Origin of the sequence: Bacillus sp. NEB1478 (assembly GCF_031582965.1) — a bacterium.
In the GTDB taxonomy this organism is placed as follows: domain Bacteria; phylum Bacillota; class Bacilli; order Bacillales; family Fictibacillaceae; genus Fictibacillus.
Window position 1 is genome coordinate 2,382,007 of sequence record NZ_CP134049.1, and the last position, 23,178, is coordinate 2,405,184.

Below are 23,178 nucleotides of genomic sequence, written 5' to 3' on the forward strand. Positions count from 1 at the left end.
GTTCTTATTGTTTGCGTACAATTGAAGAACCTTGCTACAATAAAATTACAAATTAACGCAAGGAGCTTTTGCACCATGTTTGATGAAAAAAAAACACCCTATGAACTTATTGGGGAAAGGCAAGGAATTGAAAAGCTTGTCACTTCCTTTTATGCATTAGTAAGCAAAGATCCTGTGCTGTCTCCTCTTTTTCCGGAAGACTTATCGGAAACAGCATACAAGCAGACACTATTTTTAAGCCAGTTTTTGGGTGGACCACCTTTATATACCGAAGAATTCGGACATCCTATGTTAAGAGCACGCCACATGCCTTTTCCGATTACTGATGTACATGCCGAAAGATGGCTTAATTGTATGGAACGGGCGATGACAGGACAAAAGCTAGAAACACACCTGCAGGAATTTTTATTAAGCCGATTGAAAATGACAGCTTATCACATGGTTAATACAGAAAGGAGCGAGAACGCTGACACATAATAAGTCCAATTTTTTGTACGACGACCATGAGAATTTTAACCGTCAAGTTAATCAAAAGCCATTGGAAATCTATTCTGTCATCGATCCGCTTTGTCCAGAATGTTGGTCATTGGAGCCTGTTTTAAAGAAGCTGCAAGTTCAGTATGGTCGCTACTTTACACTTCGCCACTTTGTAAGTGGAAGTTTGGAATCATTAAATACGTATGTACCTAAAAATAGAAAAGGCTTAAAAACAGCCGAGCAAATTGCTGAAAAATGGAAGAAAACTGCTTCTCTTACAGGGATGAGTTGTGATGGGGATGTATGGTTAGAAAACCCTGTCTCATCACCTATTAAAGCTACTTTGGCAATAAAAGCTGCTGAACTGCAAGGGAAACAGCAAGGAATGAAGTTTCTTAGAAAGCTGCAGGAAAATTTATTCTTAAACAAAAGAGATATCGGAAATGAAGAAGTACTTTGTGATATTGCACGATCGGTTGGTCTGGATGAAGAAGAATTTTTAAAAGATTTATCATCCGCTGCTGCAATAAAAGCCCTGCACTGTGATTTGAAATTTTCGAAAGAGATGGATGTCACTCAAATCCCGACTCTTATTGTATTTAATGACAAGACAGACGATGATGGCATTAAAATATCAGGTCGCTACTCCTATGATGTTTATGTAGAAATACTACGGGAGATGTTAGGTTTTCCTATCGAACCTGCACCGCTGCCAGATCTTGAAGAATTTCTTTCAATCTATACATTTGTAGCGACAAAGGAAGTTTCTGTCGTTTATCAAATCAGTAATGAAGAAGCTGAGAAACAGTTAAAACGACTTGTTTTAAAGCAAAAAGTCGAACGTATTCCCGTGAAATACGGAACTTTCTGGAGATATGTTCAGAACCGCTAAAAAAATTGAAGCTGATCCTTAAGTGCTTGTACTTTTCGGATCAGCTTTTTTATTTATTTCTTTATTTTTCGAAATTACATTTTTGTCTGATTGCTCTTTCTTTTTGTTTGATTACCTTCAATTTTTGTCTGATTGCTCTCACTATTGATTACCTTCGTTTTTTGTCTGATAAATTTAATTCCTCAGCAGTAATTGATAAAAGTGGACGTCTTGCCACACTTCAAATTTGAAACCTACCTCTTTAAAACAGCCTACAAATTCAAATCCATATTTTTTATGAAGATGTACACTGGCTTCGTTTCCGCCTGTAATTCCGCCAATTACTGTATGATAGCCAAGAGTGTCTGCTCTTTGCAGAATTTCTTTCATCAGTAAATTTCCGATCCCCTTTCCCTGCTGTCCCCAATGAATATAGATAGATAGTTCTGTAGTCTTTGCATAAGCAGGTTTATCTCGGAAAGGGCTTAAGCAGCTATAGCCAATCACTTTATTTTCTTCAACGGCTACAATAAGCGGATACTTTTCATTAAATTTGTCAAACCAGATCTGTCGTTCTTCTAGTGATTGTTCTTTTAAATCAAAAGTGGCTGCTAAATTCATTATCGCATAATTGTAGATCTCCAAAATCTCTGGCAAGTCCTGCTGAACAGCTTCTCTAATCTGTATCATCTGCGGTGTTCCTTCTTTCTAAGAATATTATTCATTTATTATAGACATCTTTTGGACGTGCTTGCATATCCTCATTCTAGCAGAATAAATATGTACAAAGGAGGAGTCACAATGTATTTAATTCTTTTTCTCATCAGCTTAATTTCACTAGGGGGAAGTTTTTATTACTTTGTCCTCTCCCTGTTAAATATGGCACCAAAGATTTTAGCATTTCCGCTTCTATTTATTGCGATTCTTTTTACCACGCTTTGCTATAACTATCGTTCAAAACTTAAAAGAATTGGTTAATGTAAAAAATCCTGCCCAACAATTTGGACAGGATTTTTCTTATTTTGAATCACTCGGCAAAAAGTAATTCTTCCATTTCATCTAAAATAGATTCAAATACTTTTAGCGCATTTTCAATTGGTTCTGGTGTTGTCATATCAACGCCGGCTTTTTTCAATACTTCGATCGGGTAGTCAGAGCTTCCCGCTTTTAAGAAATCCATGTATCGGTCAACAGCTGGCTTTCCTTCTTCAAGAATTTGTTTAGATAATGAAGCCGCAGCACTGAATCCTGTTGCATATTGATAAACATAGAAGTTGTAATAGAAGTGAGGAATTCTAGCCCATTCTAAACCAATTTCTTCATCGATTACGAGATCTTCACCAAAATATTTAACGTTTAGATCATAATAAATTTTCGTTAATAGTTCAGGAGTAAGAGGTTCTCCATTTGCAGCACGAACATGGATTTCCTGTTCGAATTCTGCAAACATAGTCTGGCGGAATACAGTACCTCTAAATCCTTCTAAATGATGATTTAGCAAGTACAGTTTTTCCTTCTTATCAGATGTTTTCTGAAGCATGTAGTGATTAAGCAGCGCTTCATTACATGTTGAAGCCACTTCTGCTACGAAAATGGAATAGTCAGCATACGGATATGGCTGATTTTCACGCGTATAATGACTGTGAACTGAGTGACCGATTTCGTGTGTCAAAGTGAAAAGATTGTTAACATTATCTTGCCAGTTCATTAAAATATATGGCATTGTCCCATAAGCGCCAGAAGAATAAGCACCACTGCGCTTGCCGGCATTTTCATGAACATCGATCCAGCGCTTTTCGTAACCTTCTTTTACGATTGTTTTGTACTCATCACCCATTGGATCTAAGCTATCCAAAACAAGCTGTTGCGCTTCTTTAAAGGTTACTTCCATCTTAGCATCTTTAACAAGCGGAGTGTAAAGATCATACATGTGAAGCTCTTCAAGACCAAGCGCTTTTTTACGCAGACGAACATATCGGTGCAATAAGTTCAGGTTATCATTTACCGTTTTTACTAAGTTGTCATATACAGCTTCAGGAATATTGTTATTGTTTAGAGCAGCTTGACGTGCTGAATCAAAATGGCGCACCTTCGCAAAGAAGTTATCACGCTTTACAGTTCCAGCAAGTGTACTTGCAAAAGTATTTTTGTAAGAGTCATAAGTTCCATAAACCGCTTTGAAAGCCTCTTCTCTAACACTGCGGTCAGAGCTTTCCAAGAAACGAATATAACGGCCATGTGTGATTTCTATCTCTTCACCATTCTCGTCTTTAATTACAGGGAATTTTAAATCGGCATTGTTGAGCATACCAAAAGTGTTGCTTGAAGTATTCGCTACTTCTCTTACATCAGCCAGCAGAGCTTCCTCTTCTTTAGATAGAACATGAGGGCGCTGACGGTTAATTTCATCCAAAGCATGCTTGTAAAGTTTTAGAGGTTCATAGCTTTTTAAATATTCAACAAGAGTTTCTTCTGAAAGTGATAAAATTTCAGGTACAGCAAAAGAAACAGTGCTGCTGACTTGTGTAGCCAGATTGGAAGCACGGTCGTTTAAACCTTGGTATAGGGAATTCGTAGTGTCCTGGTCATATCTCATATGAGCATATGTATATAGCTTACCAAGCTTTTTCGTAACTTCATCCTGTTTTTGAAAATAGGAATAAAGCGTTTCAGCGGACTCTCCTAATTTTCCCTGAAATGATTTTAATTCTGGAAGCAGATCTTTCGTTTCTGTGAACTCTTTTTCCCACACTTCATCCGTAGAATAAATCGCTTCTAAATCCCATGTATCCGCTACAGGAACTTCATTACGTTTCGGTAATGATTTCGTTTTAGTTTGAGACATACCCACACCTCCAAGTAAATTCAAAGAAAAATGCTAACATTCTTCTTATGTATATCTACATTTTACCAGAAAATGCTTATACAAAGTCAAAAAATCCGCCTCTTAAACTGAAAATTTTGTCTAGTTGGAACGCTTCGTCCAAAGTTGCTGGATATGAAATTGCATCTAGTTTTTTATAGAAATTTTCATGAATTTGGACGATCACTTTTTCTTCTTCTAAAAAAGTTAAATAACCATGGAGAGCTGTCTTAAAGTTCTCATTCAAATATGGAAAGCTTCTTGTAGAAAATATTCTTTTAAAAATCAATCTTGAAAATTCTGATTCGATTTGAGAAAACAGAAATGTATTAGGGAGCTTTTCAATGTAATAAAGAAGATAGGATTGCCAAATGAAAGCGGCAGTATCGAAGTGATAAAAATCACGAGTTGGCACACCTGCTAAAGGAGAAAACAGCGTAAGGGATTTATGATGATAATAGAGGACTTTTTTCAAATACATACTTGCAGGGCTGATGTTTTTAAAAGCTGTTTTTCTCCAACTCTTTTTTTGGTTCATCCATTGTGTAATTAAACACTTCGAATCAACTGAACCCTTTTTTACATCATTTAACCCCCTTAAATCTTTTAGAGAAAAGCTCTGAACTTTTCCCAGAATTTTGTTTGATGTTAACGGTATAATATTATGCACTAATAAAAATTTCTGCTGTAAGGGGCAAAAATAATAAAGATATAGATTCCCATTCAGATCTTTCTTTGCAGCAGTTAAGTCACCACTTTGAATCGAATAAAGCTCATTATGTATCTTTTTCAGACGCTTCTTTGCAAAAATCCAGTCTGATTCCATATTCAGAGACTTATATCCATTTATTCTCCTGCAAAATATTTCTTTTTTCATAGAAACGCACTGGAATTCTACGGCATGGTTTTGTAATGGGAGATAGATGTCCGGTCGCTGTTCGATACCTCGTATGTATTTCTCTAATATTGGCTCTTCTTTAAAACTCTGAAACCAATGATACAATTTTTTCTTTCCGAGCAAATGATATTCTGTCTCTGCTTCATGATAAGGAAGACAATTTGAATCTTGAGAATGGGCAAAATGCCATACCTTTTTTGTTCCGCACTTTGGTATGACTTTATTTTTGCATACTGGACAAAGCAGCACATCTATCTTTAATATTTCCTTCCATCCTTCTTTTGTAATATCTCCGAGCATATTAACAGACTGATTTTGAAACAACGCTACTAACAATGACATCCCTTCTTTCTTTTCACTTATTATGAAGGGATATACATGCATGTTCATCTTTGTAAATTCGATATAATTAACTGCAATCAATTGATTTTTAAGAATATTACCCATAAAAAAAATAAAAACCGATTTCAATAGAAACTGAAATCGGCAAAAACTTATAATTTAAAATATTCTTGAACGTGATCTAATGCATTTTCGGATACAATATTTTTTCCATACTCCTGAATCCGATAAACAGATAGGTCAGAGTCGTTTCCGTATTCGAGAAGCTGTGCCAGTAAATCATCTTGTTCTTTGTCAGTAGCTTCTGCATTAAATGTCACATATAGAAAATATCTTCCTTCGAAATGATACAACGAGTTTTCAAATGACGAAGAATCGATCGTGTGACTTAATAAAATAACATCTTCAAAGTCATTAAACGTAAACAAGAACGATAAATAATCCTCATCCGATTCTTCTAATTCATCGTATTCTTCTTCTTCAACTTGAAATTGCTGGTCGAGCAGCTTCTCAATATGCTGATCAACGGGAAGATCCAGCTTATCATCACCGATAGGGAGTTCAATTTTTTTGCCGTCTTTAGACATTTGGGCACGCGTTACGATAATTTCGAGTCCTTTATCTAAAGCTTGGACTTGAATCCAAAGAGGACCTTCTAGTGGAAATTGTTCTTGCTGATGGGCCTCATCCATCATTTCCCAAAAAAGTTCTTCTCCTCTTTCTCGATCAGACCATATTTCTTCGCGGTCAAATCCTCGATCTTCTATGTCACGATACGTAATAAAAAATTTTATGGTGAACTCATTCACTCTTTCAATTTCCATGTCTGCTTCTCTCCCTTCTCTCCGGTTTGTTCGTGAAGGGATAAATACCCCTAGAAAAAAGCATTTCAAAGTTCCTTTAAGTTTCCAACCAGTAACACGTCAATCACTATAAACCTCTTGTACCTTATTCTATGACAAATCAGCTAATATGGAAATAAAAAAGGCGTAAAATTACTGCCCTTTTTTACCTCTCAATGTGAAGTACAACACAGCTTGAAACTTGACGCAAAGTACAAGCTAGACTATAATTCATTAGGTCTTAAGGGTTAACATATTGTACCATAACTCACATGAAATTTCATTAATCACGGGGGGCTTAAGCTTGGAAACTGATTTTCTCATATCCCTTTTACAAATCATCGCAATTGATATCCTTCTTGGTGGTGATAATGCCATTGTCATTGCTCTGGCAAGCCGAAACTTACCTGAAACTCAAAGAAATAAGGCTATCTTTTTGGGAACGGGTCTTGCAATCATAGTTCGTATCATACTAACAGTCCTGGCCGTTTATTTATTAAATATACCTTACCTTTACTTAATTGGCGGAGTACTGCTAGTTATCATCGCGTATAAGCTTATTCTTGAAGAAGATGAAGATCTTAATGTGAAAGCTGGTAAAAGTTTATCTGATGCTGTTAAAACCATTGTATTTGCTGATATTGCAATGGGACTTGATAATGTATTGGCAGTTGCCGGTGCTGCACATGGAAATATTATTTTAGTCATGATTGGGCTTTTAGTTTCTGTACCTATAATTATATGGGGCAGTAAAATAATATTACACTTTATGGAGCGTTTCCCATTATTAATTTATTTAGGAGCGGGTGTTCTTGCTTTTACTGCAGCAGGTATGATTACAGAGGAAAAAATGATTCATTCTGTTTTTGCAGATAATCCATTGCTTGAATACGGAGTATATATCTTCTTGATTCTAGGTGTGATTTTCGGTGGAATCTTTACGAATAAGTTAAAAGGAAAAACAAATAACTAATAATAAAATCCTGCCTCCATAACGGGGCAGGATTTTTATTATTATTGATCAACGCCGAAATTCATTTGTTATTACCATTTTCTTTGTTCTCAAGTAAGACAACTGGAATCCGCAGTTAAATAAAAAACTTCCGCTGAAACTAACGGAAGTTTTTATATTATTCATTTACAAGACGCTGTGCTTCCATAAGCTGGAATGTTCGAACTTTTCTTGGTAAGAAGCGTCGAATTTCGTCTTCATTGTATCCGACTTGCAAACGCTTTTCATCCAAAATAATAGGACGTCTTAATAATCCTGGATGATCTGCAATGAGCTGATATAAATCCTGCAAAGGCATGGATTCAAGATTAATGTTTAATTCTTGGAACGTCTTGGAACGAGTTGATATAATCTCATCAGTACCGTCCTCAGTCATTCGCAAAATTTGCTTTACCTCTTCTATTGAGAGTGGCTCTGAAAATATGTTTCTTTCTTGATATGGAATTTCATTTTCTTTTAACCATGCTTTTGCTTTTCGGCATGATGTACAGCTCGGCGAAGTAAATAGTGTGACCATAATCGGATCTCTCCTTCCCCTCTTTTGATTTAGGTACTTTAAAAAAGTTATTAAATCATCATTCATAGTATACTACACTTTTTATCATTTAGGTAGGTGTTATACAAGCATTTATACAATTTTACTAATTTGACATACAAATGTAATACAACATTGTTCATACCCGTATATACATAAACTGCAATTTACTATGTACATATATATAGACGTATTACCCAATAAAAAGTTTCATAAAACATAAAAAATAAAAAAGAGTGGACAAAAGCCACCCATTTCTCATTATGCAATCGTTTTTTTCACTTGAGAAGCTGGACCTTTTCTTGGCATAGAAGGTTTAAGATTCTTCAAGTTTTTCTTCAGCATTTCTTTCCAAAGTTCGCGTTTCGTTTTTTTCTTTTTGTCTTTTTGTTTCATAATACCTGATCCTCCCTTAAAAGGAAAATGGTCTAGACTACTCAGAAGCGGACTCTCGCTCAGTTTCATCCTTTATTAGCACTTCAGGTTCAGCTATGCTGCCTGTGTCTTCATATTCAAGTACAAGCACTTCACTCGCTGGCTGATAAGACTTTCCATACAATTCACTATCTTTGTATGTGTGTATTTCATTATACGTCTTTTTCATGTTTTCATAAATAGTTTCCTCAGATTCTTCACTTGGCGCCCAAAATAATATTTCCATCTCATTTATTTTATTCGTTGCAAGTGATCTTCTGCGGTATCCGATACTAGCAGCATGTTTGAATCCTTCTCGTTTGTAAAAACGCTGTCTTTTCTCTGTATCTGTATCTTCGTAATCTACCGGCTCTACTTCAAGAAGTATCGGCTTTCCTTTACCCTTCAATTGCTCAATAAGCTTATGCCCCAGTCCTTCACCTCTGGATTCCTTTGAAACAAATAAATAATCAATAAAGACAAAGTTAGGGAGTTCTACATACATCAGTACATGGTTTTTCCCTTCATCTTTATGATAAATATCGCTTTTTTCATCAAGAAGCAATTCCATATGCTCCTTTGATTTCATCTCTTCAATCGGAAAGTATTGATTTAATTTTTCATACCAATTCATCGTTTCCCCATCATCTCCTTATTTTTATGATTAAATATAGTTTTCCCTCTTTCTTCCTTTGTTATCATTCGTTAAAATAGAAGACAGAAGTACGTGAACCATTTCAGTAAAAAGGAGGAATCCAATTGGCTGCATTTTTTACCGATTTAATCCTTTTGGCTTTGTGCGTGGTTGGAATTACAGCAATGATGGGAACTATTTCCCAAGTAATCGCTGTCAAATTATTTGGCGGCAAAAAAGTTTATCATTTCGTGGATAAATCGAAGTCCATTCAACAAAATTGGAATCCTATTAAAAGAAGAACGTGATGAAACAACCCGAAAAATGGGTTGTTTTTTTACATTTACAAAGCAAACTGATTTATAATGATAAGGGTAACATACGAAACCCGAGGTGTCCAAATGCATAAAAACCTGAGAACTTTCATTAACCAGCTTAGAAAAGAAAACGAAATCATAGAAATCAACGCAGAAGTTGATCCTTATCTCGAAATTCCTGAAATACATAGACGTGTTATTGAGGAAGAAGGTCCAGCTCTTTTATTTACAAACATTAAAGGAAAAAACATCCCAGTTGTAACAAATTTATTTGGAACGATCAAACGAGTTGATATGGCATTTGGTCCAAAACCAGAAGCATTGGTAAAAGACCTTGTTTCTTCTTTGGATGAACTCATGCCTCCGTCTCCATCAATACTTTGGAAGAAAAAAGGGATGATTAAGGATGTCTTATCTCTGGGCACAAAAAAAGTAGGGAAAAGTAAAGCACCTTTGCTTGAAACATATACGACAAACGTCAATATGACTGACCTGCCAGCGTTAACAGGCTGGCATTTAGACAGCAATCCTTTTGTCACACTGCCGCTCGTTTATACAGAACATCCAGATAAGCATGAGCATAATCTTGGAATGTACCGAATTGAAATAAAAGAAAAAAACAAAACAGGCATCCACTGGCAGATCCATAAAGGCGGGGGATTCCATCATTATGAAGCTGAAAAGAAAAACGAAGCATTACCGGTAACTTTATTTTTAGGCGGTCCACCCTCGCTGATGATCAGTGCGATCGCTCCGCTTCCAGAAGCAGTGCCCGAACTCATGTTTTCCTCGATGTTAATGGGTGATAAACTGAACTTAACACATGTTGATGGCCACCCCCATCCATTGATTGCAGAGGCAGAATTTGCGTTTGGAGGTGCAGTGCCTCCAAATGTACGTGAACCTGAAGGACCGTTTGGTGATCATTATGGGTATTATTCTTGGGCACATGACTTCCCTGTCTTTAACGTTGAAAAAATGTGGAAGCGAAAAGATGCTATTTATCCTGCTACCGTTGTAGGGAAACCAAAACAAGAAGATTACTTCATAGGTGAGTATTTGCAGCGTTTAATGAGTCCGCTATTCCCTGTTGTCATGAATGGCGTCCGTGATTTATGGACATATGCCGAAACAGGTTTCCATGCCCTGGCCGGCGCAGTGGTAAGAGAATCTTATTATAAGGAAGGACTTGCCCACGCTTTCAGAATCATGGGTGAAGGACAGTTGACTTTAACTAAATTTTTAATGGTCACAAACAAGGCTGTAAACTTGCAGAATTTTGCTGAGCTAGCTGAAGGTGTACTAGAAAGATTCTTACCTGAACGCGATTTATTAATTATTCATGATACATCGATGGATACATTGGATTATACCGGCCGAAAGTTTAATACCGGTTCAAAAGCCATAATGACTGGACTAGGCGAACCTGTGCGTGAATTAAAACGCACATATGAAGGCGGAACTATTTCTGGAATCGATCAAGTTGGTGTATTTTGCGGTGGCTGCTTAACCGTAAGCGGTCCATCATTTGCCGATGCTCCTGACTTTGCTGAACATTTATTAAAAAATAGCCATGATTCTTTCAAAGAGTGGCCGCTCGTTTTCTTAGTGGATGATGCATCAATCGCATCTACTCAATCTGAATTTTTATGGACAACCTTCACCCGATTTGATCCTGCATATGATGTCTATGCGAAGAGTACGATCGACCGTAACCGCATTAAATATGAAGGTACTATTATCATTGATGCAAGAATGAAACCATTTTACCCAGATGTTGTAGAAACAAGAGAAGATATCGATCAAAAGGTAACAGAACGCTGGGATGAGTATTTTCCTAGATAAGAAAAAGAAGCGATTATTCGCTTCTTTTTTGTATTTTTAAGTTGATAACTTGTCTATTCGGTGGTATTGTATATAACAATATACATTTTTATAGAAAGGAGAAAAACCAAATGAGACAATTAACATTATTGAGCTTATATAATCATCCTGATGTACAAAAATATGTAAAAAGATCAGGAATGGTGCATGCGATTTCGACTGCTTACCACGCTTATCACTTAGCAGTTAAACTTGGAGTTAATCCTGACTTAGCAACTAAGGCAGCATTTCTTCATGATATTGGTCATTATACATGGTATAAGAATGGTCACTGGGACTATGATATGTACAAAGAAAACGACATTCATGCTATTAAAGGAGCAGAGCGTGCACACAGAATACTCGTTTCACTTGGAGAAGATCGAAGAAAAGCAAAAGAAATTGCCCTGGCAATCTTACTTCATACTGATTCGTACCTTCCAGAAGGAAGCCTTGAATTAAACCCGCTGCAAAAAGTTGTGGCACTAGCGGATGAAAGTGATGAAGAACCAGGCGGAAACCACCATTACCGGACAATTAGCGATAAAAAAGCGATTGCTATGCTAAAAAAACTAGATGAAATGGTAGATGAATATCATGCTGAAAAAAAAATAAAACACTCTGTTTCCTAATGGAAAAGAGTGTTTTTAAAATTAATAACTTACAAATCCAATTGCTCGCTCACTGGCATAGGTTCCAATAGTGCTGCCAAAACGAGTATAATTAACATTAGGAAAACTTGAAAAATCAAATATGTCTGCAAACTCATTTTTTACTTCTTGAGTGGATGATAAGCTATGGATAATATATAGCGTTTTTCCAGGATTGCTTGTTTTCCAATGAAGAATCATTTCTTTCATTTTAGCAATTCCCTTTTTTGATCCTCTATATTTACCAATCGTTTCAACCGTTCCATCTTCTATTGAAATCATGGGCTTAATATTCAGCATTCCCGCAATAGCACCCTGAACAGCTGAAATTCTGCCGCCTTTTTTAAGATTTTCGATTGTTTCTATTAGTAAATATCCTGTTATTCCAGCCTTTGTAACTTCTAATTTACTCAATATATCCTGAATTGACGCATTATTTAAAAGCATCTCGTTTGCTTCATGCAAAAGTATTTTCACCCCTGCAGAAGCAATACCAGAATCAAAAATAGTGACTTTTTCTTGTTCTTCTTCATTTAACATTCCTTTTGCAATTGTAGCACTCTGAACAGTGCCACTTAGATTTGATGATAATCCGATATATAAGACATGATTACCTTTATCTAGTTCTTTTTTGAATGTATCAAAAAAAGATTGTGGTGAAGGCTGACTTGTTTTTGGAAGATCAGCTTCTCTAGCCATCCGGCTATAAAATTCATCGTCGGTTATATTAACCCCATCCAAATAGTGATCTTCACCAAACTGTACATTAAGTGGAACTACTATTAAAGGGGTGTTTATTTGTTCTTCATTAATTTTAATATCACTTGCACTATCCACAACAAAACTAAGCTTCAATATCACTACCTCATTTCTGCTTCATACCTTTTCAAGTAAGGTTTGTATACGCTTTACATATACAAATTAGTTTAACATAAAAAACGGCCTCCTGTAATAAGGAGACCGCTTCAAAATGTTTAATTATTTTGCTTCATTGCCTCTTCATCATACAAGTGGCAAGCAACCCAATGTCCTTCGCGTGCTTCTTGCCATTTTGGCTGGACTGCAGCACACACATCCATCGCATGAGGACAACGTGTACGGAATTTACATCCGCTTGGAGGGTTAATAGGACTTGGTACGTCACCTTCCAGGATGATTCGCTCACGGCTGCGCTCAAGTTCAGGATCTGGTACAGGTATTGCAGACAATAATGCTTGTGTATAAGGATGCAGCGGCTCTTCATAAAGCTCATCACTGTCCGTAAGCTCTACAATGTTACCTAAATACATTACACCGACACGATCAGAAATGTGTTTAACCATAGATAGATCATGGGCAATAAATAGGTAAGTGAGTCCGCGTTCTTTTTGAAGCTTCATCATCAAGTTAACAACCTGTGCCTGAATCGAAACGTCCAATGCTGAGATCGGCTCATCGGCAATGATAAAGTCAGGATCAACAGCCAGTGCACGAGCAATCCCGATACGCTGACGCTGTCCACCTGAGAATTCATGTGGATAACGGTTTGCGTGCTCACGATTCAAACCAACCGTTTCCAGCAATTCAATTACACGCTCATTACGCTCTTTTTTCGTTTTTGCAAGACCATGGATATCAATACCTTCCGCAATGATATCTTTTACAGTCATACGAGGATTCAGTGAAGCGTAAGGATCTTGGAAAATCATCTGCATTTTCCGATTGAATTTCTTCAGTTCGGAGCGTGATTTACTATCGTGTACATCTTCACCCTCGTAATGTACTTCACCATCAGTAGCTTCATATAGACGGATAATTGTACGTCCAGTTGTAGACTTTCCACAACCAGATTCGCCAACTAGCCCTAATGTTTCACCTTTATAAATGTCAAAGGAAACACCGTCAACAGCTTTTAGTACGGCCTTTTTTCCAGCTGGGAAATGTTTTTTAAGATTCTTTACTTCAAGTAATTTTTCTCTTTCAATTACTGCCATTATTGCGCACCTCCAACAACTGCAGCTTCAGGCGGTTCTACTTTTGGAGCTCGCTCATCTAATAACCAGCAAGCGGCTTTATGTGAAGAAGAAACATCTATAGCTTCAGGCATATGCTCTAAACAAACTTCCATTGCATAAGGGCAACGCGCTGCAAATGGACATCCTTTTGGAGGATTCATTAAATCAGGCGGTGTTCCCGGGATTGCAATCAATTCTTTTGATTCAGCATTCAGTTTAGGCATAGAAGCCAATAATCCCCATGTATATGGATGCTTAGGCTTATAGAAAATTTCATCAACTGTTCCTGTTTCAACAATGATACCGCCATACATAACTGCTACACGCTGAGCTAAATTAGCAACAACACCAAGGTCATGTGTAATAAGGATGATAGCTGTACCTGTCTTATCTTGCAGGTCACGCATCAAGTCAAGAATCTGAGCTTGAATGGTAACATCTAAAGCTGTTGTTGGTTCATCTGCAATCAATACTTTCGGATTACACGCAAGTGCGATTGCGATTACAACACGCTGGCGCATACCGCCAGAAAATTGATGCGGATATTCCAAAATACGAAGTTCAGGGTTAGGAATACCAACAAGCTTAAGCAAATTAATTGCACGTTCTTTCGCTTCGCTTTTAGACATGTTTTGGTGTTTGCGAAGACCTTCCATGATTTGTTTCCCGATAGTCATCGTTGGGTTTAGAGATGTCATCGGATCTTGGAAAATCATTGAGATTTCAGCACCACGGATTTTTTCCATTTCACGTTCTGTAGCCTTAGCCAGATCTTTTCCTTCAAAACGGATAGAACCTTCTTTAATTGAACCAATTTTATTCGGCAATAATCTCATAATTGCTTTCGAAGTAACAGATTTACCAGAACCTGATTCACCAACGATTGCTAGGGACTCACCTTTTTCTAAACTAAAGTTAACACCTCGAACGGCTTTAACTTCTCCCCCATATGTCTGGAAGGAGACATGCAGGTTATCTAATTCTAATAGCTTTTCCATATTATAAAATCTCCTTCCTATCGTCTCATCTTAGGATCTAGTGCATCACGCAATCCGTCCCCGATCAGGTTAAAGCTGATCATTAGAATACACATAACAGATGCAGGATACAATGCCAGATGCGGGAAAATACGCAACGATTTGAACCCATCACTGATCAATGAACCTAGAGAAGCTGTAGGCGGTTGAATTCCTAGACCGATAAAGCTTAGGAAAGATTCAAAGAAAATAGCGCCTGGAATTGTAAATGTTGCTGATACTATAATCGCACCTAGTGTGTTTGGCAATAAATGCTTCGTAATTAAACGGCCATTGGTCGACCCTAATGTTTTTGAAGCAAGGACAAACTCTTGATGCTTTAATTTTAAAATTTGAGCACGTACGATTCGCGACATCCCTATCCACCCTGTTATACAGATGGCTAGTGTAATGGATAGAATACCTGGGTCCAAAATGATAATAAACAAAATGATTACGACCAGGTTTGGAATACCATATAAAACTTCAACAAAACGCTGCATTAAATCATCTGTTCTACCGCCATAAAAAGCAGAGATACCGCCATATGTTACACCCACAATTAAATCGATGGCAGCAGCAAGAAACGCGATATAAAGTGAAATTTGAGTACCTTTCCAAACTCGAACCCATTGGTCACGGCCTAAGCCATCTGTTCCAAACCAGAAGTATTGATCTTTTGGAATGTTTTTCAGTTCATATGGGTTTGTGCCGCGAATATCGACTCCATTTACACCTAAAAATTCAATTTTTTCTAGTCCTTGAATTTTAGGGGGCAAATTGGATCTCATTAATTCTTGGTCATCAATACCATATTTACTAAACAACGGAGCGATAAGTGAAAAGGCAATAATGAACACGATAGCGAAGAAAGCGAGCATTGCACCTCTATTTTTTCTTAACCGTCTAAACGCATCTTGCCAGAAGCTTAAACTTGGCTTAGAAATCTCTTCGCTTTTGCCCGTTCCTAATTCTGCAGGGCGGAATAAATCAGGTGTAAGTTGTTTTTCTGTAACATTCATTATGATTTACCTCCTGCTACACGGATACGAGGATCGATAATTCCGTATAAAATATCTACGATTAAAATGATAACTACGATTAAGAAACTGAAAAACAGCGTAGTCCCCATAATCATCGGATAGTCATTTACTTGAATGGCTTTAATGAATTGCTCACCAATACCAGGGATGGCAAATATATTTTCAATTACAAGTGAGCCGGTAATCAAGCCGATTGCCATCGGTCCTAAAATTGTGATGATTGGAATCAAGCTGTTACGCACACAGTGCTTGATAATTACTGACATTTTGCTAGCGCCCTTTGCTCTCGCCATTAAAATGTAATCGGTTCCTAAAATTTCTAGCATTTCAGTTCTCATAAAACGAGCAATTGTCGCAATTACAAATACGGATAGCGAAAACGCCGGCATTATGTGATACTCAGGTCCGTTCCAAAAGGCAACCGGCAGCCATTGAAGCTTTACACCTACGTAGTACTGCAAAAGTCCCGCAAAAACAAATGAAGGTATTGCAATTCCGAATACAGCAATAACCATGGCGCCGTAATCAATAAATGTGTTGTGTTTTAAGGCGGCTGTGACACCAAAGATCAAACCAACGAGTGTACCAAAAATCAGTGCTTCAACCCCGATTGTGGCTGATGGTCCCATACCATTTACGATCATGCTATTAACGGTACGACCATTAAACTGGAATGTATATCCTAAATCACCCTGTGCCAATCTCCCTAGATAAGTAACGTATTGAACAGGCACCGGGTCATTTAACCCGTATTTTTCGTTAAGAGCATACTTTTGGGCTTCCGTTAACTTTTCTTGATTTTTAAATGGAGAACCCGGTAAAAGCTTCATTAAAAAGAATGTAATAGTTGCAATGATAAAAAGTGTTAAAAGCATAGCGAATACTCGCTTTGATATATAGCGCAACATTACAAACACCTCCCCCAATGTTTCAAACTAGAATGTCTTTGAAATCTTTCTGTAATATTAATTCTAAGGGACAAAATATTTTATATCAATAGAAAATATTTTTTTTTCGACATTTTCTGATTTCTTTCTTAGTTTAAATATTTCCAACGGTAAATTCATGGCAAAAAAGAGAGCACATGTCAGGAACACATGTACTCTCCTGAGAATTGCTATTTACTGTTTTTCAAAGAACTTACTTTTGCTTACCATCGATATAGATCCACTTGTAAGAAGTATCAGCTCCGAATAAGTGGTTAACTGTGCCTTTAACATAAGGCTTACGAAGTCCAACTACACCTTTTTGGTACATTGGAGAGATCGCTTGGTCTTCGAAAAGAACTTTCTCAGCTTCAAGCATCATGTTCCAACGCTTATCTTGGTCAGCTTCTTTCTTAGCATCGTTGATTAGCTTGTCATACGCAGGATTTGAGTATGCCATTTGGTTATGAGATCCATCCGTTACGAACATGTCAAGGAACGTCATTGGATCTTGATAGTCAGGTCCCCAACCAGCGAATGAGAAGTCATAGTCTCCAGCTGATTCTAGGTCAAGTTTTTGTGCAAAAGGTTGTGCTTTAATGCTAACTTTCATACCAGGAAGGTTCTTTTCTAATTGGTTCTTGATGAACTCACCGATCTTCTTAGAAGATTCAGAGTCGTAGTTCAATAGTTCAAGAGAAACTTCTTTCTTGCCAATTTCTTTTAGACCTTCTTCAAAAAGCTTCTTAGCGCCTTCTGGATCGTATCCACCGAAGTCACCGTTAGTTTTACGGAAATCTTCTCCGTCTTTGCTAAACGTGAAATCTTTTGGTACTAAGTAGTAAGCTTCAGTAGAACCGTTATTGTTGATAACATCGTTCATAGATTTCTTGTCGTAAGCCATGTCAAGCGCTTTACGGATTTTTGCATTTTTAAGAGCTGGGTTCTTTTGGTTCAAACGAAGGAAGTAAACTGCAGCATCCCCACGCTTATACATATCTGGATTATCTTTGTATTGATCTACGAATTCTGCATTAAGTCCAGTTGTATCAACTGCACCAGTTTCGTAAAGGTTAACGCCTGTTGCTACGTCTTTAACAATCTTAACGTTGATTTCATCTAATTTTACTGTTTTAGCATCCCAGTATTTATCGTTCTTTTTAAACTGCCATCCTTCGTTATGCTTCCAATCAGAAAGTACGAAAGGACCATTGTAAAGAAGGTTTGAAGCTTCTAAAGCGTACTTGTCGCCTTGAGACTTAACATACTCTTCTTTTTGAGGATAGAAAGTTGCGAATCCAGTTAGTCCTAAGAAATAAGGAGCTGGAGCTTCAAGAGTTACTTTAAGAGTTGCATCATCAACTGCTTCAACACCTAGTTGATCAACTTTTCCGTATAACGGATCTTGATCATCTTGGATTGCGTTAGCGTTTTTAACTGGTCCCATGATATAAGCGTACTCAGAAAGTGTATCTGGGTTTAACGCTTTTCTCCAAGAGTAAACGAAATCTTTAGCAGTAACTTGAGATCCGTCACTCCATTTTGCGTTTGGATTTAAATGGAACGTGTAAACCAAACCGTCATCGCTTAGGTCGTACTTTTCAGCAACACCTGGAGTTGGTTGGTTATCTTTATCTAGACGATATAGACCTTCCATAACGTTGTTCATAACTTCAAATGAAACTTGGTCTGTTGCTAGTGAAGAATCCATTGAAGGAATTTCAGAACCATCTGTTAAGTTAAGTACTTGCGGCTCACTTGGTGCAGCTGCTTTGTCGCCATCTCCATTACCTGAATCCTTAGGTTTTTCGCCATCTTTACCACTACACGCAGCAAGGAACATGCTCAAAACTAGAACTAGAGTAAGAAGTAATGACCATTTTGACTTCTTCATGAGTCGACCTCCCCTTTTTATCCCATTAATTTGTTAGCAGATAAAAGCATCAAGAATTATCAGATATTTTCATCTACAAGTTCGATTATACAAGTTTTCAAAAAATTGTGCATTTGTTTTTTTTAAGACTTTTACAAAAATCCCATTATATTTACTTTTCCTTAACAAAAAATAGGGATAAAGACCTATATATTCATAGTGTGTTTTTTCTGATAATTCTACAAATTTTACCAATAATAGGGGATAAATAGCATGATTATTACATTCTCGATGAAGTCTTTAAACTTACATTGGAGTGAATCTCTGTTAAATTTCGTCATTTTTATATTTCATTTGTTACAATAGGCGTAAAGTCGGACGGTCTACTTTCAAATATGTGTTACATTGAAAGTAGTTTTGGTGTAATTTTTACTAGTCGGGGGATTTCAATTATGAAAGAAGAGTTAAAAAAGTCCTTTATCATTTCGGGAGTCGCAATAATAATTGCTGCTGCTATTACATTATTTGTTGATAACGGTTCCAGAGCGTTCCTGGAAACATTCATCACTACGCTTTTTTATATAGGACTGCCAATCGCTTTAATTGGTGTTGCTATGTACGTTGGCAAAAGCGGATTTTTTGATTTTTTTGCATTCAGTTTTAAGAAGATGACAAAAGCGTTATCCAGGAATCCTGATTACGATGAGCAAACTAGGTTTGAAACAAACTTCCGAATTTCAGAGCGTGTAAGCGGAAGTTATATGCGATCGTTTCTTATAAGCGGAATAATCTTAACTATTTTTTCTATTGCCGTTGCATATACGCTTTGATTTGTGTATACTACAAAAAATAAATGATAATGTGATGATAAAGAAGAGTACATGAAGTGAAGCTTTTAGAGAGCCTGTGGTTGGTGAAAACAGGCAGTGAACCTTTGTGGAATGGGCTTTGGAGCATTCTGACCGAACATTTTAGTAGGCTCAGACGTGTATATGTCCGCACGATATAAATGGACGCCGTATCGGATTATTCCCGTACGTATTGAGTGATTTTCAGTTAATTTGAGAATTATAAGGGTGGCACCGCGGTCCATTCGTCCCTTGCATAAGGCGACGAGTGGGCCTTTTTATATTGAATTTATTTATAAAGGAGAGATGAAACATGTCTGTAATCTTTTCAGGCATACAGCCGAGCGGAAATATTACGATCGGGAATTATATCGGGGCATTAAGGCATTTTGTGGAGCTCCAGGATGAACATGATTGTTATTTCTGTGTAGTAAACCAGCATGCAATTACAGTCGCTCAGGACCCTGCTGCATTAAAAAGAAACAGCCGAAACTTGGCAGCTCTTTATTTAGCAGCGGGAATTAACCCAGAAAAGTCGACACTTTTCATACAATCGGAAGTACCTGCACATACGAAAATGGGCTGGATGCTGCAATGTGTGTCATATATCGGTGAATTGGAACGCATGACACAATTTAAAGATAAATCAACGGGTAAAGAAGCTGTTTCAGCAGGATTATTAACTTATCCCCCACTTATGGCCGCTGATATATTGCTCTATAACACTGGGATTGTCCCAGTAGGTGATGATCAAAAACAGCATCTTGAGCTTACTCGAGATATTGCAGAACGTTTCAATAAAAAGTACCGTGATATTTTTGTTATACCAGAGCCTCGCATCGCTACTGAAGGTGCTCGAATTATGTCACTTGTGGATCCTGAAAAGAAAATGAGCAAATCGGATCCTAACCAAAATTCATATATCTCAATGCTTGATGATGAATCTGTTATCATGAAAAAAGTCAAACGCGCAACTACTGATTCTGATGGAGTTGTAGCATATGATAAAGAGAAAAAACCTGGTATTTCAAACCTACTTACCATCTACTCTCAACTAACTGGAGAGAGCATTTCTTCAATCGTCGAAAAGTATAAAGGCAAAGGATACGGAGACTTCAAACAAGGAGTTGCAGAAGTTATTATTAACACATTAAAACCGATCCAAAAACGATATCACGAATTTGTACAGTCTTCTGAGTTAGATGACATTCTTGATCGCGGTGCTGAAAAAGCAAACAGAGTAGCGAACAAGACGTTAAATAAAGCTGAACGTGCTATGGGATTAGCTCGTAAAAGAGTTTAGTCCGAAAAACAAGAAAAAAACTTAAAATAGCTGGCTCTTGATGTCCTGTACTATACATCATTTGAGACCAGCTTTTTTAATGCAGGTTCGGTATCTGGATGTCGTTTTTTGTCGGTTCGGGAGTATATGAAGAATTCTCGGTGAATTACGAGTAAAAGTCGGTGGAATATTGTTAATTCTCGGTGGAATAACGCCAAAACCCGGTGGATTATTCATATCTCATTAAAAAAATGATCAAAAAAAGACTCAAAAGTGTTGTTCATCAACGTCTTTTGAGTACTTTTAATATAATTTTAGTTAGTTCACATGTGTTCCGTTTTCAAGCTCCCAAATTTTTTCGAAATAAGGCTGACCTTTTACTAACCGTTCACACATATCCAAATGCTGTTTCGACCAGCCGCTTTTTAATTCCCCGTAAAGAGCTTCCCACGCTTCATCAAAATCCATTCTCTGGATTTTCCCGTATGCTTCAGGCATCCATTCTGTACACCAATAGCGCATTTCAGCGGCATTTTTTGTAGAATGAAGCTGATCGAGTGCCATGAACAGCAGCTGTTTTAATTGTCTTTCTTTTCTTGTTAAACCTCTCATGCTGTCAGGGTTAGGAGATAGGATATGATATTCTTTGTCTATCTGTCTTTGGCTGAATGTAAAAACTTTTGTATCGGTTTGTTCTGCCATTTCAAATACAAGCTGTTCTTGTCTCGGAATGAGTCTGCTTTTACGAATTGGAATTCTGTATCCCATTGTATCTGCAATGAGTGATTTCTTCATATCTGTGATGATGAAACAATGCTCCAGCTGTACGCGTTGGTTATTTTTTCTTACATACGCTTTTTGATGTACTTCTTCTAATAAGGCATCAGGGAGGTCATTTAAATCATTTTCAATATAATGAAAAAGTGTTGATTCTATTTTTAAGATTGGCACTTGATCCAACAACTCAATATAGTCGTCTTTTCGCCATTCATGAAACTCACAAACGTTATAACCGTTCTCCTCTCCCTCAAACCAGTTGACCCAAACATCACGCAAGTATAACATTTGTACCCCTCACTTTTTACCGATTTGTATTTAAAATCAGTATAGTCAGAGGTTGTCCTTTTTATTCTAAAATAAGGCAATTTACAAACTTAAATAAAACCCCGCTGCTTTTGTTATGCAACGGGGTTAGGCTTTATTTATTCTGCAATTTTCTTAAACACTAGGGATGCATTATGTCCGCCGAAACCTAATGAATTACTTAAGACAGCATTTACTTCAGCACGTCTCGCTTCGTTTGGTACATAATCAAGATCACACTCTTCATCCGGAGTTTCATAATTGATAGTTGGAGGAAGGATACCTTCTTGAATTGCTTTTACAGAAAAGATAGCTTCAATACCGCCAGCAGCCCCTAACAAATGACCTGTCATAGATTTTGTTGAACTTACAGGAATTTTATAGGCTTGCTCTTTAAAAAGCTCTTTAATCGCAGCAGTTTCAAATTTATCATTATAATCTGTACTAGTACCATGTGCATTAATATAAGAGATTTCATCCAATGCCAAACCACTGTCTTCTACAGCTTGTTTCATCGCGCGAACTCCGCCTTCTCCACCAGGAGCAGGCTGTGTAATGTGGTATGCATCACCTGTAGCACCGTAACCAACGATTTCAGCATAAATTTTTGCACCGCGTTTTTTAGCAAATTCATATTCTTCAAGTACTAATATACCTGCACCTTCACCAATAATAAAACCAGTACGGTTCTTATCAAATGGACGGCTTGCAGTATTTGGATCTGGATTAGTCGAAAGGGCGCCTGCCTGGCAGAAACCAGCTAAAGCCATATCTGTAATAGGCGCTTCTGTACCGCCTGTAATCATAGCATCTGCGTCTCCACGCTGAATAACTTTAAACGCATCACCAATAGAGTTTGCACCAGATGCACAAGCAGTTACCGTACAAGAGTTTATCCCCTTTGCTCCAATAGCAATCGAAACTTGGCCAGATGCCATGTCAGGAATCATCATCGGTACAAAGAACGGACTAACACGTCTTACTCCTTTTGCTTCAAAAATCCGGAACTGCTCCTCATGCGTATCCATTCCGCCAATTCCAGATCCAATCCATACACCCACACGCGGAGAAATTTCTTCTGTGATTTCTAAGTCAGCATCTTTAACCGCCATTATTGAAGCAGCTACCGCAAATTGAGTAAAGCGGTCCATTCTTCTCGCGTCGCGTTTATCCATAAAATCTTCCGGATTGAATTCCGTCGCTTCTGCTGCTACTTTAACAGGGAATTTATCTGGATTTCTTCTCGTAAGCGGACCTACCCCGCTTTGTCCTTCTATAATCTTTTTCCAAGTTTCTTCAACATTATTTCCTAGGGGAGTCACTGCTCCCATACCAGTTACAACTACTCTTTTCTTCATCGTAAATCAACTCTCCTTTAAGCTGCGTAAGTTCGTT

General features: G+C 37.4%; 23 protein-coding genes and 1 other annotated feature. Of the genes, 8 read left to right on the forward strand and 15 right to left on the reverse strand.

Annotated features, from left to right (window positions below):
- Positions 1-75 precede the first annotated feature (75 nt).
- Positions 76-477 (forward strand): globin domain-containing protein, encoded by a 402-nt coding sequence (locus tag RGB74_RS11780; RefSeq protein WP_310759496.1) that lies wholly within the window; start codon positions 76-78, stop codon positions 475-477.
- Between the two features lie 13 nt (positions 478-490).
- On the forward strand, positions 491-1,369 hold the full coding sequence (locus tag RGB74_RS11785; RefSeq protein WP_310759497.1) for a ClpXP adapter SpxH family protein: 879 nt from the start codon (positions 491-493) through the stop codon (positions 1,367-1,369).
- A 174-nt stretch (positions 1,370-1,543) separates the two neighbouring features.
- Here the strand turns inward: RGB74_RS11785 and RGB74_RS11790 are convergent, their stop codons facing one another.
- The 4 genes from RGB74_RS11790 to mecA all read right to left on the reverse strand — a co-directional run bounded on the left by RGB74_RS11790 (position 1,544) and on the right by mecA (position 6,275).
- Positions 1,544-2,038, reverse strand: a complete 495-nt coding sequence (locus RGB74_RS11790; RefSeq protein WP_310759498.1) for a GNAT family N-acetyltransferase — start codon at positions 2,036-2,038, stop codon at positions 1,544-1,546.
- A 337-nt stretch (positions 2,039-2,375) separates the two neighbouring features.
- Positions 2,376-4,193, reverse strand: a complete 1,818-nt coding sequence (gene pepF, locus RGB74_RS11795) for an oligoendopeptidase F (protein ID WP_310759499.1) — start codon at positions 4,191-4,193, stop codon at positions 2,376-2,378.
- 76 nt (positions 4,194-4,269) lie between these two features.
- Positions 4,270-5,556 carry a competence protein CoiA gene (locus tag RGB74_RS11800; protein WP_310759500.1) on the reverse strand — a complete coding sequence of 429 codons (1,287 nt, stop codon included), beginning with the start codon at positions 5,554-5,556 and terminating at the stop codon, positions 4,270-4,272.
- Positions 5,557-5,603: 47 nt separating this feature from the next.
- Positions 5,604-6,275, reverse strand: a complete 672-nt coding sequence (gene mecA / locus RGB74_RS11805; protein WP_310759501.1) for an adaptor protein MecA — start codon at positions 6,273-6,275, stop codon at positions 5,604-5,606.
- A gap of 322 nt (positions 6,276-6,597) precedes the next feature.
- On the opposite strand from mecA, the gene RGB74_RS11810 reads away from it, so the two are divergent.
- The gene (locus RGB74_RS11810; protein WP_310759502.1) at positions 6,598-7,266 is read left to right on the forward strand and encodes a TerC family protein; all 669 of its coding nucleotides are present in this window, start codon (positions 6,598-6,600) and stop codon (positions 7,264-7,266) included.
- A 157-nt stretch (positions 7,267-7,423) separates the two neighbouring features.
- Here RGB74_RS11810 and spxA read toward each other — a convergent pair whose 3' ends face one another.
- The 3 genes from spxA to RGB74_RS11825 form a co-directional block, all read right to left on the reverse strand.
- Entirely contained in the window at positions 7,424-7,822 is a 399-nt protein-coding gene (gene spxA, locus RGB74_RS11815; protein ID WP_251312756.1) for a transcriptional regulator SpxA, read from the reverse strand.
- Positions 7,823-8,101: 279 nt separating this feature from the next.
- Positions 8,102-8,236: a hypothetical protein gene (locus RGB74_RS11820; RefSeq protein ID WP_310759503.1), complete on the reverse strand. Its 135-nt coding sequence runs from the start codon at positions 8,234-8,236 to the stop codon at positions 8,102-8,104.
- Positions 8,237-8,273: 37 nt separating this feature from the next.
- The gene (locus RGB74_RS11825) at positions 8,274-8,888 is read right to left on the reverse strand and encodes a GNAT family N-acetyltransferase (RefSeq protein WP_310759504.1); all 615 of its coding nucleotides are present in this window, start codon (positions 8,886-8,888) and stop codon (positions 8,274-8,276) included.
- A 125-nt stretch (positions 8,889-9,013) separates the two neighbouring features.
- Between RGB74_RS11825 and RGB74_RS11830 the strand changes: the two genes are divergently transcribed.
- From RGB74_RS11830 to RGB74_RS11840, 3 genes are all read left to right on the forward strand, one after another.
- Complete coding sequence (locus tag RGB74_RS11830) at positions 9,014-9,196, forward strand: hypothetical protein (RefSeq protein WP_310759505.1); 183 nt, start codon at positions 9,014-9,016, stop codon at positions 9,194-9,196.
- A 93-nt stretch (positions 9,197-9,289) separates the two neighbouring features.
- Positions 9,290-11,050 (forward strand): UbiD family decarboxylase, encoded by a 1,761-nt coding sequence (locus RGB74_RS11835; protein WP_310759506.1) that lies wholly within the window; start codon positions 9,290-9,292, stop codon positions 11,048-11,050.
- A gap of 110 nt (positions 11,051-11,160) precedes the next feature.
- Positions 11,161-11,700: an HD domain-containing protein gene (locus RGB74_RS11840; RefSeq protein WP_310759507.1), complete on the forward strand. Its 540-nt coding sequence runs from the start codon at positions 11,161-11,163 to the stop codon at positions 11,698-11,700.
- Between the two features lie 21 nt (positions 11,701-11,721).
- Here RGB74_RS11840 and RGB74_RS11845 read toward each other — a convergent pair whose 3' ends face one another.
- The 6 genes from RGB74_RS11845 to RGB74_RS11870 all read right to left on the reverse strand — a co-directional run bounded on the left by RGB74_RS11845 (position 11,722) and on the right by RGB74_RS11870 (position 18,591).
- Positions 11,722-12,573: a DegV family protein gene (locus RGB74_RS11845; protein WP_310759508.1), complete on the reverse strand. Its 852-nt coding sequence runs from the start codon at positions 12,571-12,573 to the stop codon at positions 11,722-11,724.
- A 119-nt stretch (positions 12,574-12,692) separates the two neighbouring features.
- Positions 12,693-13,691, reverse strand: coding sequence for an ABC transporter ATP-binding protein (locus RGB74_RS11850; RefSeq protein WP_310759509.1), 999 nt, complete (start codon positions 13,689-13,691; stop codon positions 12,693-12,695).
- Complete coding sequence (locus RGB74_RS11855; RefSeq protein ID WP_310759510.1) at positions 13,691-14,710, reverse strand: ABC transporter ATP-binding protein; 1,020 nt, start codon at positions 14,708-14,710, stop codon at positions 13,691-13,693. Before RGB74_RS11855 ends, RGB74_RS11850 begins: the two co-directional genes overlap by 1 nt.
- 17 nt (positions 14,711-14,727) lie before the next feature.
- Positions 14,728-15,750, reverse strand: coding sequence for an oligopeptide ABC transporter permease (opp3C, locus tag RGB74_RS11860; RefSeq protein WP_310759511.1), 1,023 nt, complete (start codon positions 15,748-15,750; stop codon positions 14,728-14,730).
- Entirely contained in the window at positions 15,750-16,679 is a 930-nt protein-coding gene (opp3b, locus tag RGB74_RS11865) for an oligopeptide ABC transporter permease (protein ID WP_310759512.1), read from the reverse strand. Before opp3b ends, opp3C begins: the two co-directional genes overlap by 1 nt.
- 232 nt (positions 16,680-16,911) lie before the next feature.
- Positions 16,912-18,591, reverse strand: a complete 1,680-nt coding sequence (locus tag RGB74_RS11870) for a peptide ABC transporter substrate-binding protein (RefSeq protein ID WP_310759513.1) — start codon at positions 18,589-18,591, stop codon at positions 16,912-16,914.
- Positions 18,592-19,022: 431 nt separating this feature from the next.
- On the opposite strand from RGB74_RS11870, the gene RGB74_RS11875 reads away from it, so the two are divergent.
- Both RGB74_RS11875 and trpS read left to right on the forward strand, forming a co-directional pair.
- Positions 19,023-19,400 (forward strand): DUF3899 domain-containing protein, encoded by a 378-nt coding sequence (locus tag RGB74_RS11875; protein ID WP_310759514.1) that lies wholly within the window; start codon positions 19,023-19,025, stop codon positions 19,398-19,400.
- Positions 19,401-19,425: 25 nt separating this feature from the next.
- Positions 19,426-19,674, forward strand: a binding site (T-box leader).
- Positions 19,675-19,731: 57 nt separating this feature from the next.
- Entirely contained in the window at positions 19,732-20,721 is a 990-nt protein-coding gene (trpS, locus tag RGB74_RS11880) for a tryptophan--tRNA ligase (protein ID WP_310759515.1), read from the forward strand.
- A 297-nt stretch (positions 20,722-21,018) separates the two neighbouring features.
- Here the strand turns inward: trpS and RGB74_RS11885 are convergent, their stop codons facing one another.
- Positions 21,019-21,765 (reverse strand): YjbA family protein, encoded by a 747-nt coding sequence (locus RGB74_RS11885; protein ID WP_310759516.1) that lies wholly within the window; start codon positions 21,763-21,765, stop codon positions 21,019-21,021.
- A gap of 137 nt (positions 21,766-21,902) precedes the next feature.
- Entirely contained in the window at positions 21,903-23,141 is a 1,239-nt protein-coding gene (fabF, locus tag RGB74_RS11890; protein ID WP_310759517.1) for a beta-ketoacyl-ACP synthase II, read from the reverse strand.
- Positions 23,142-23,178: the final 37 nt, after the last annotated feature.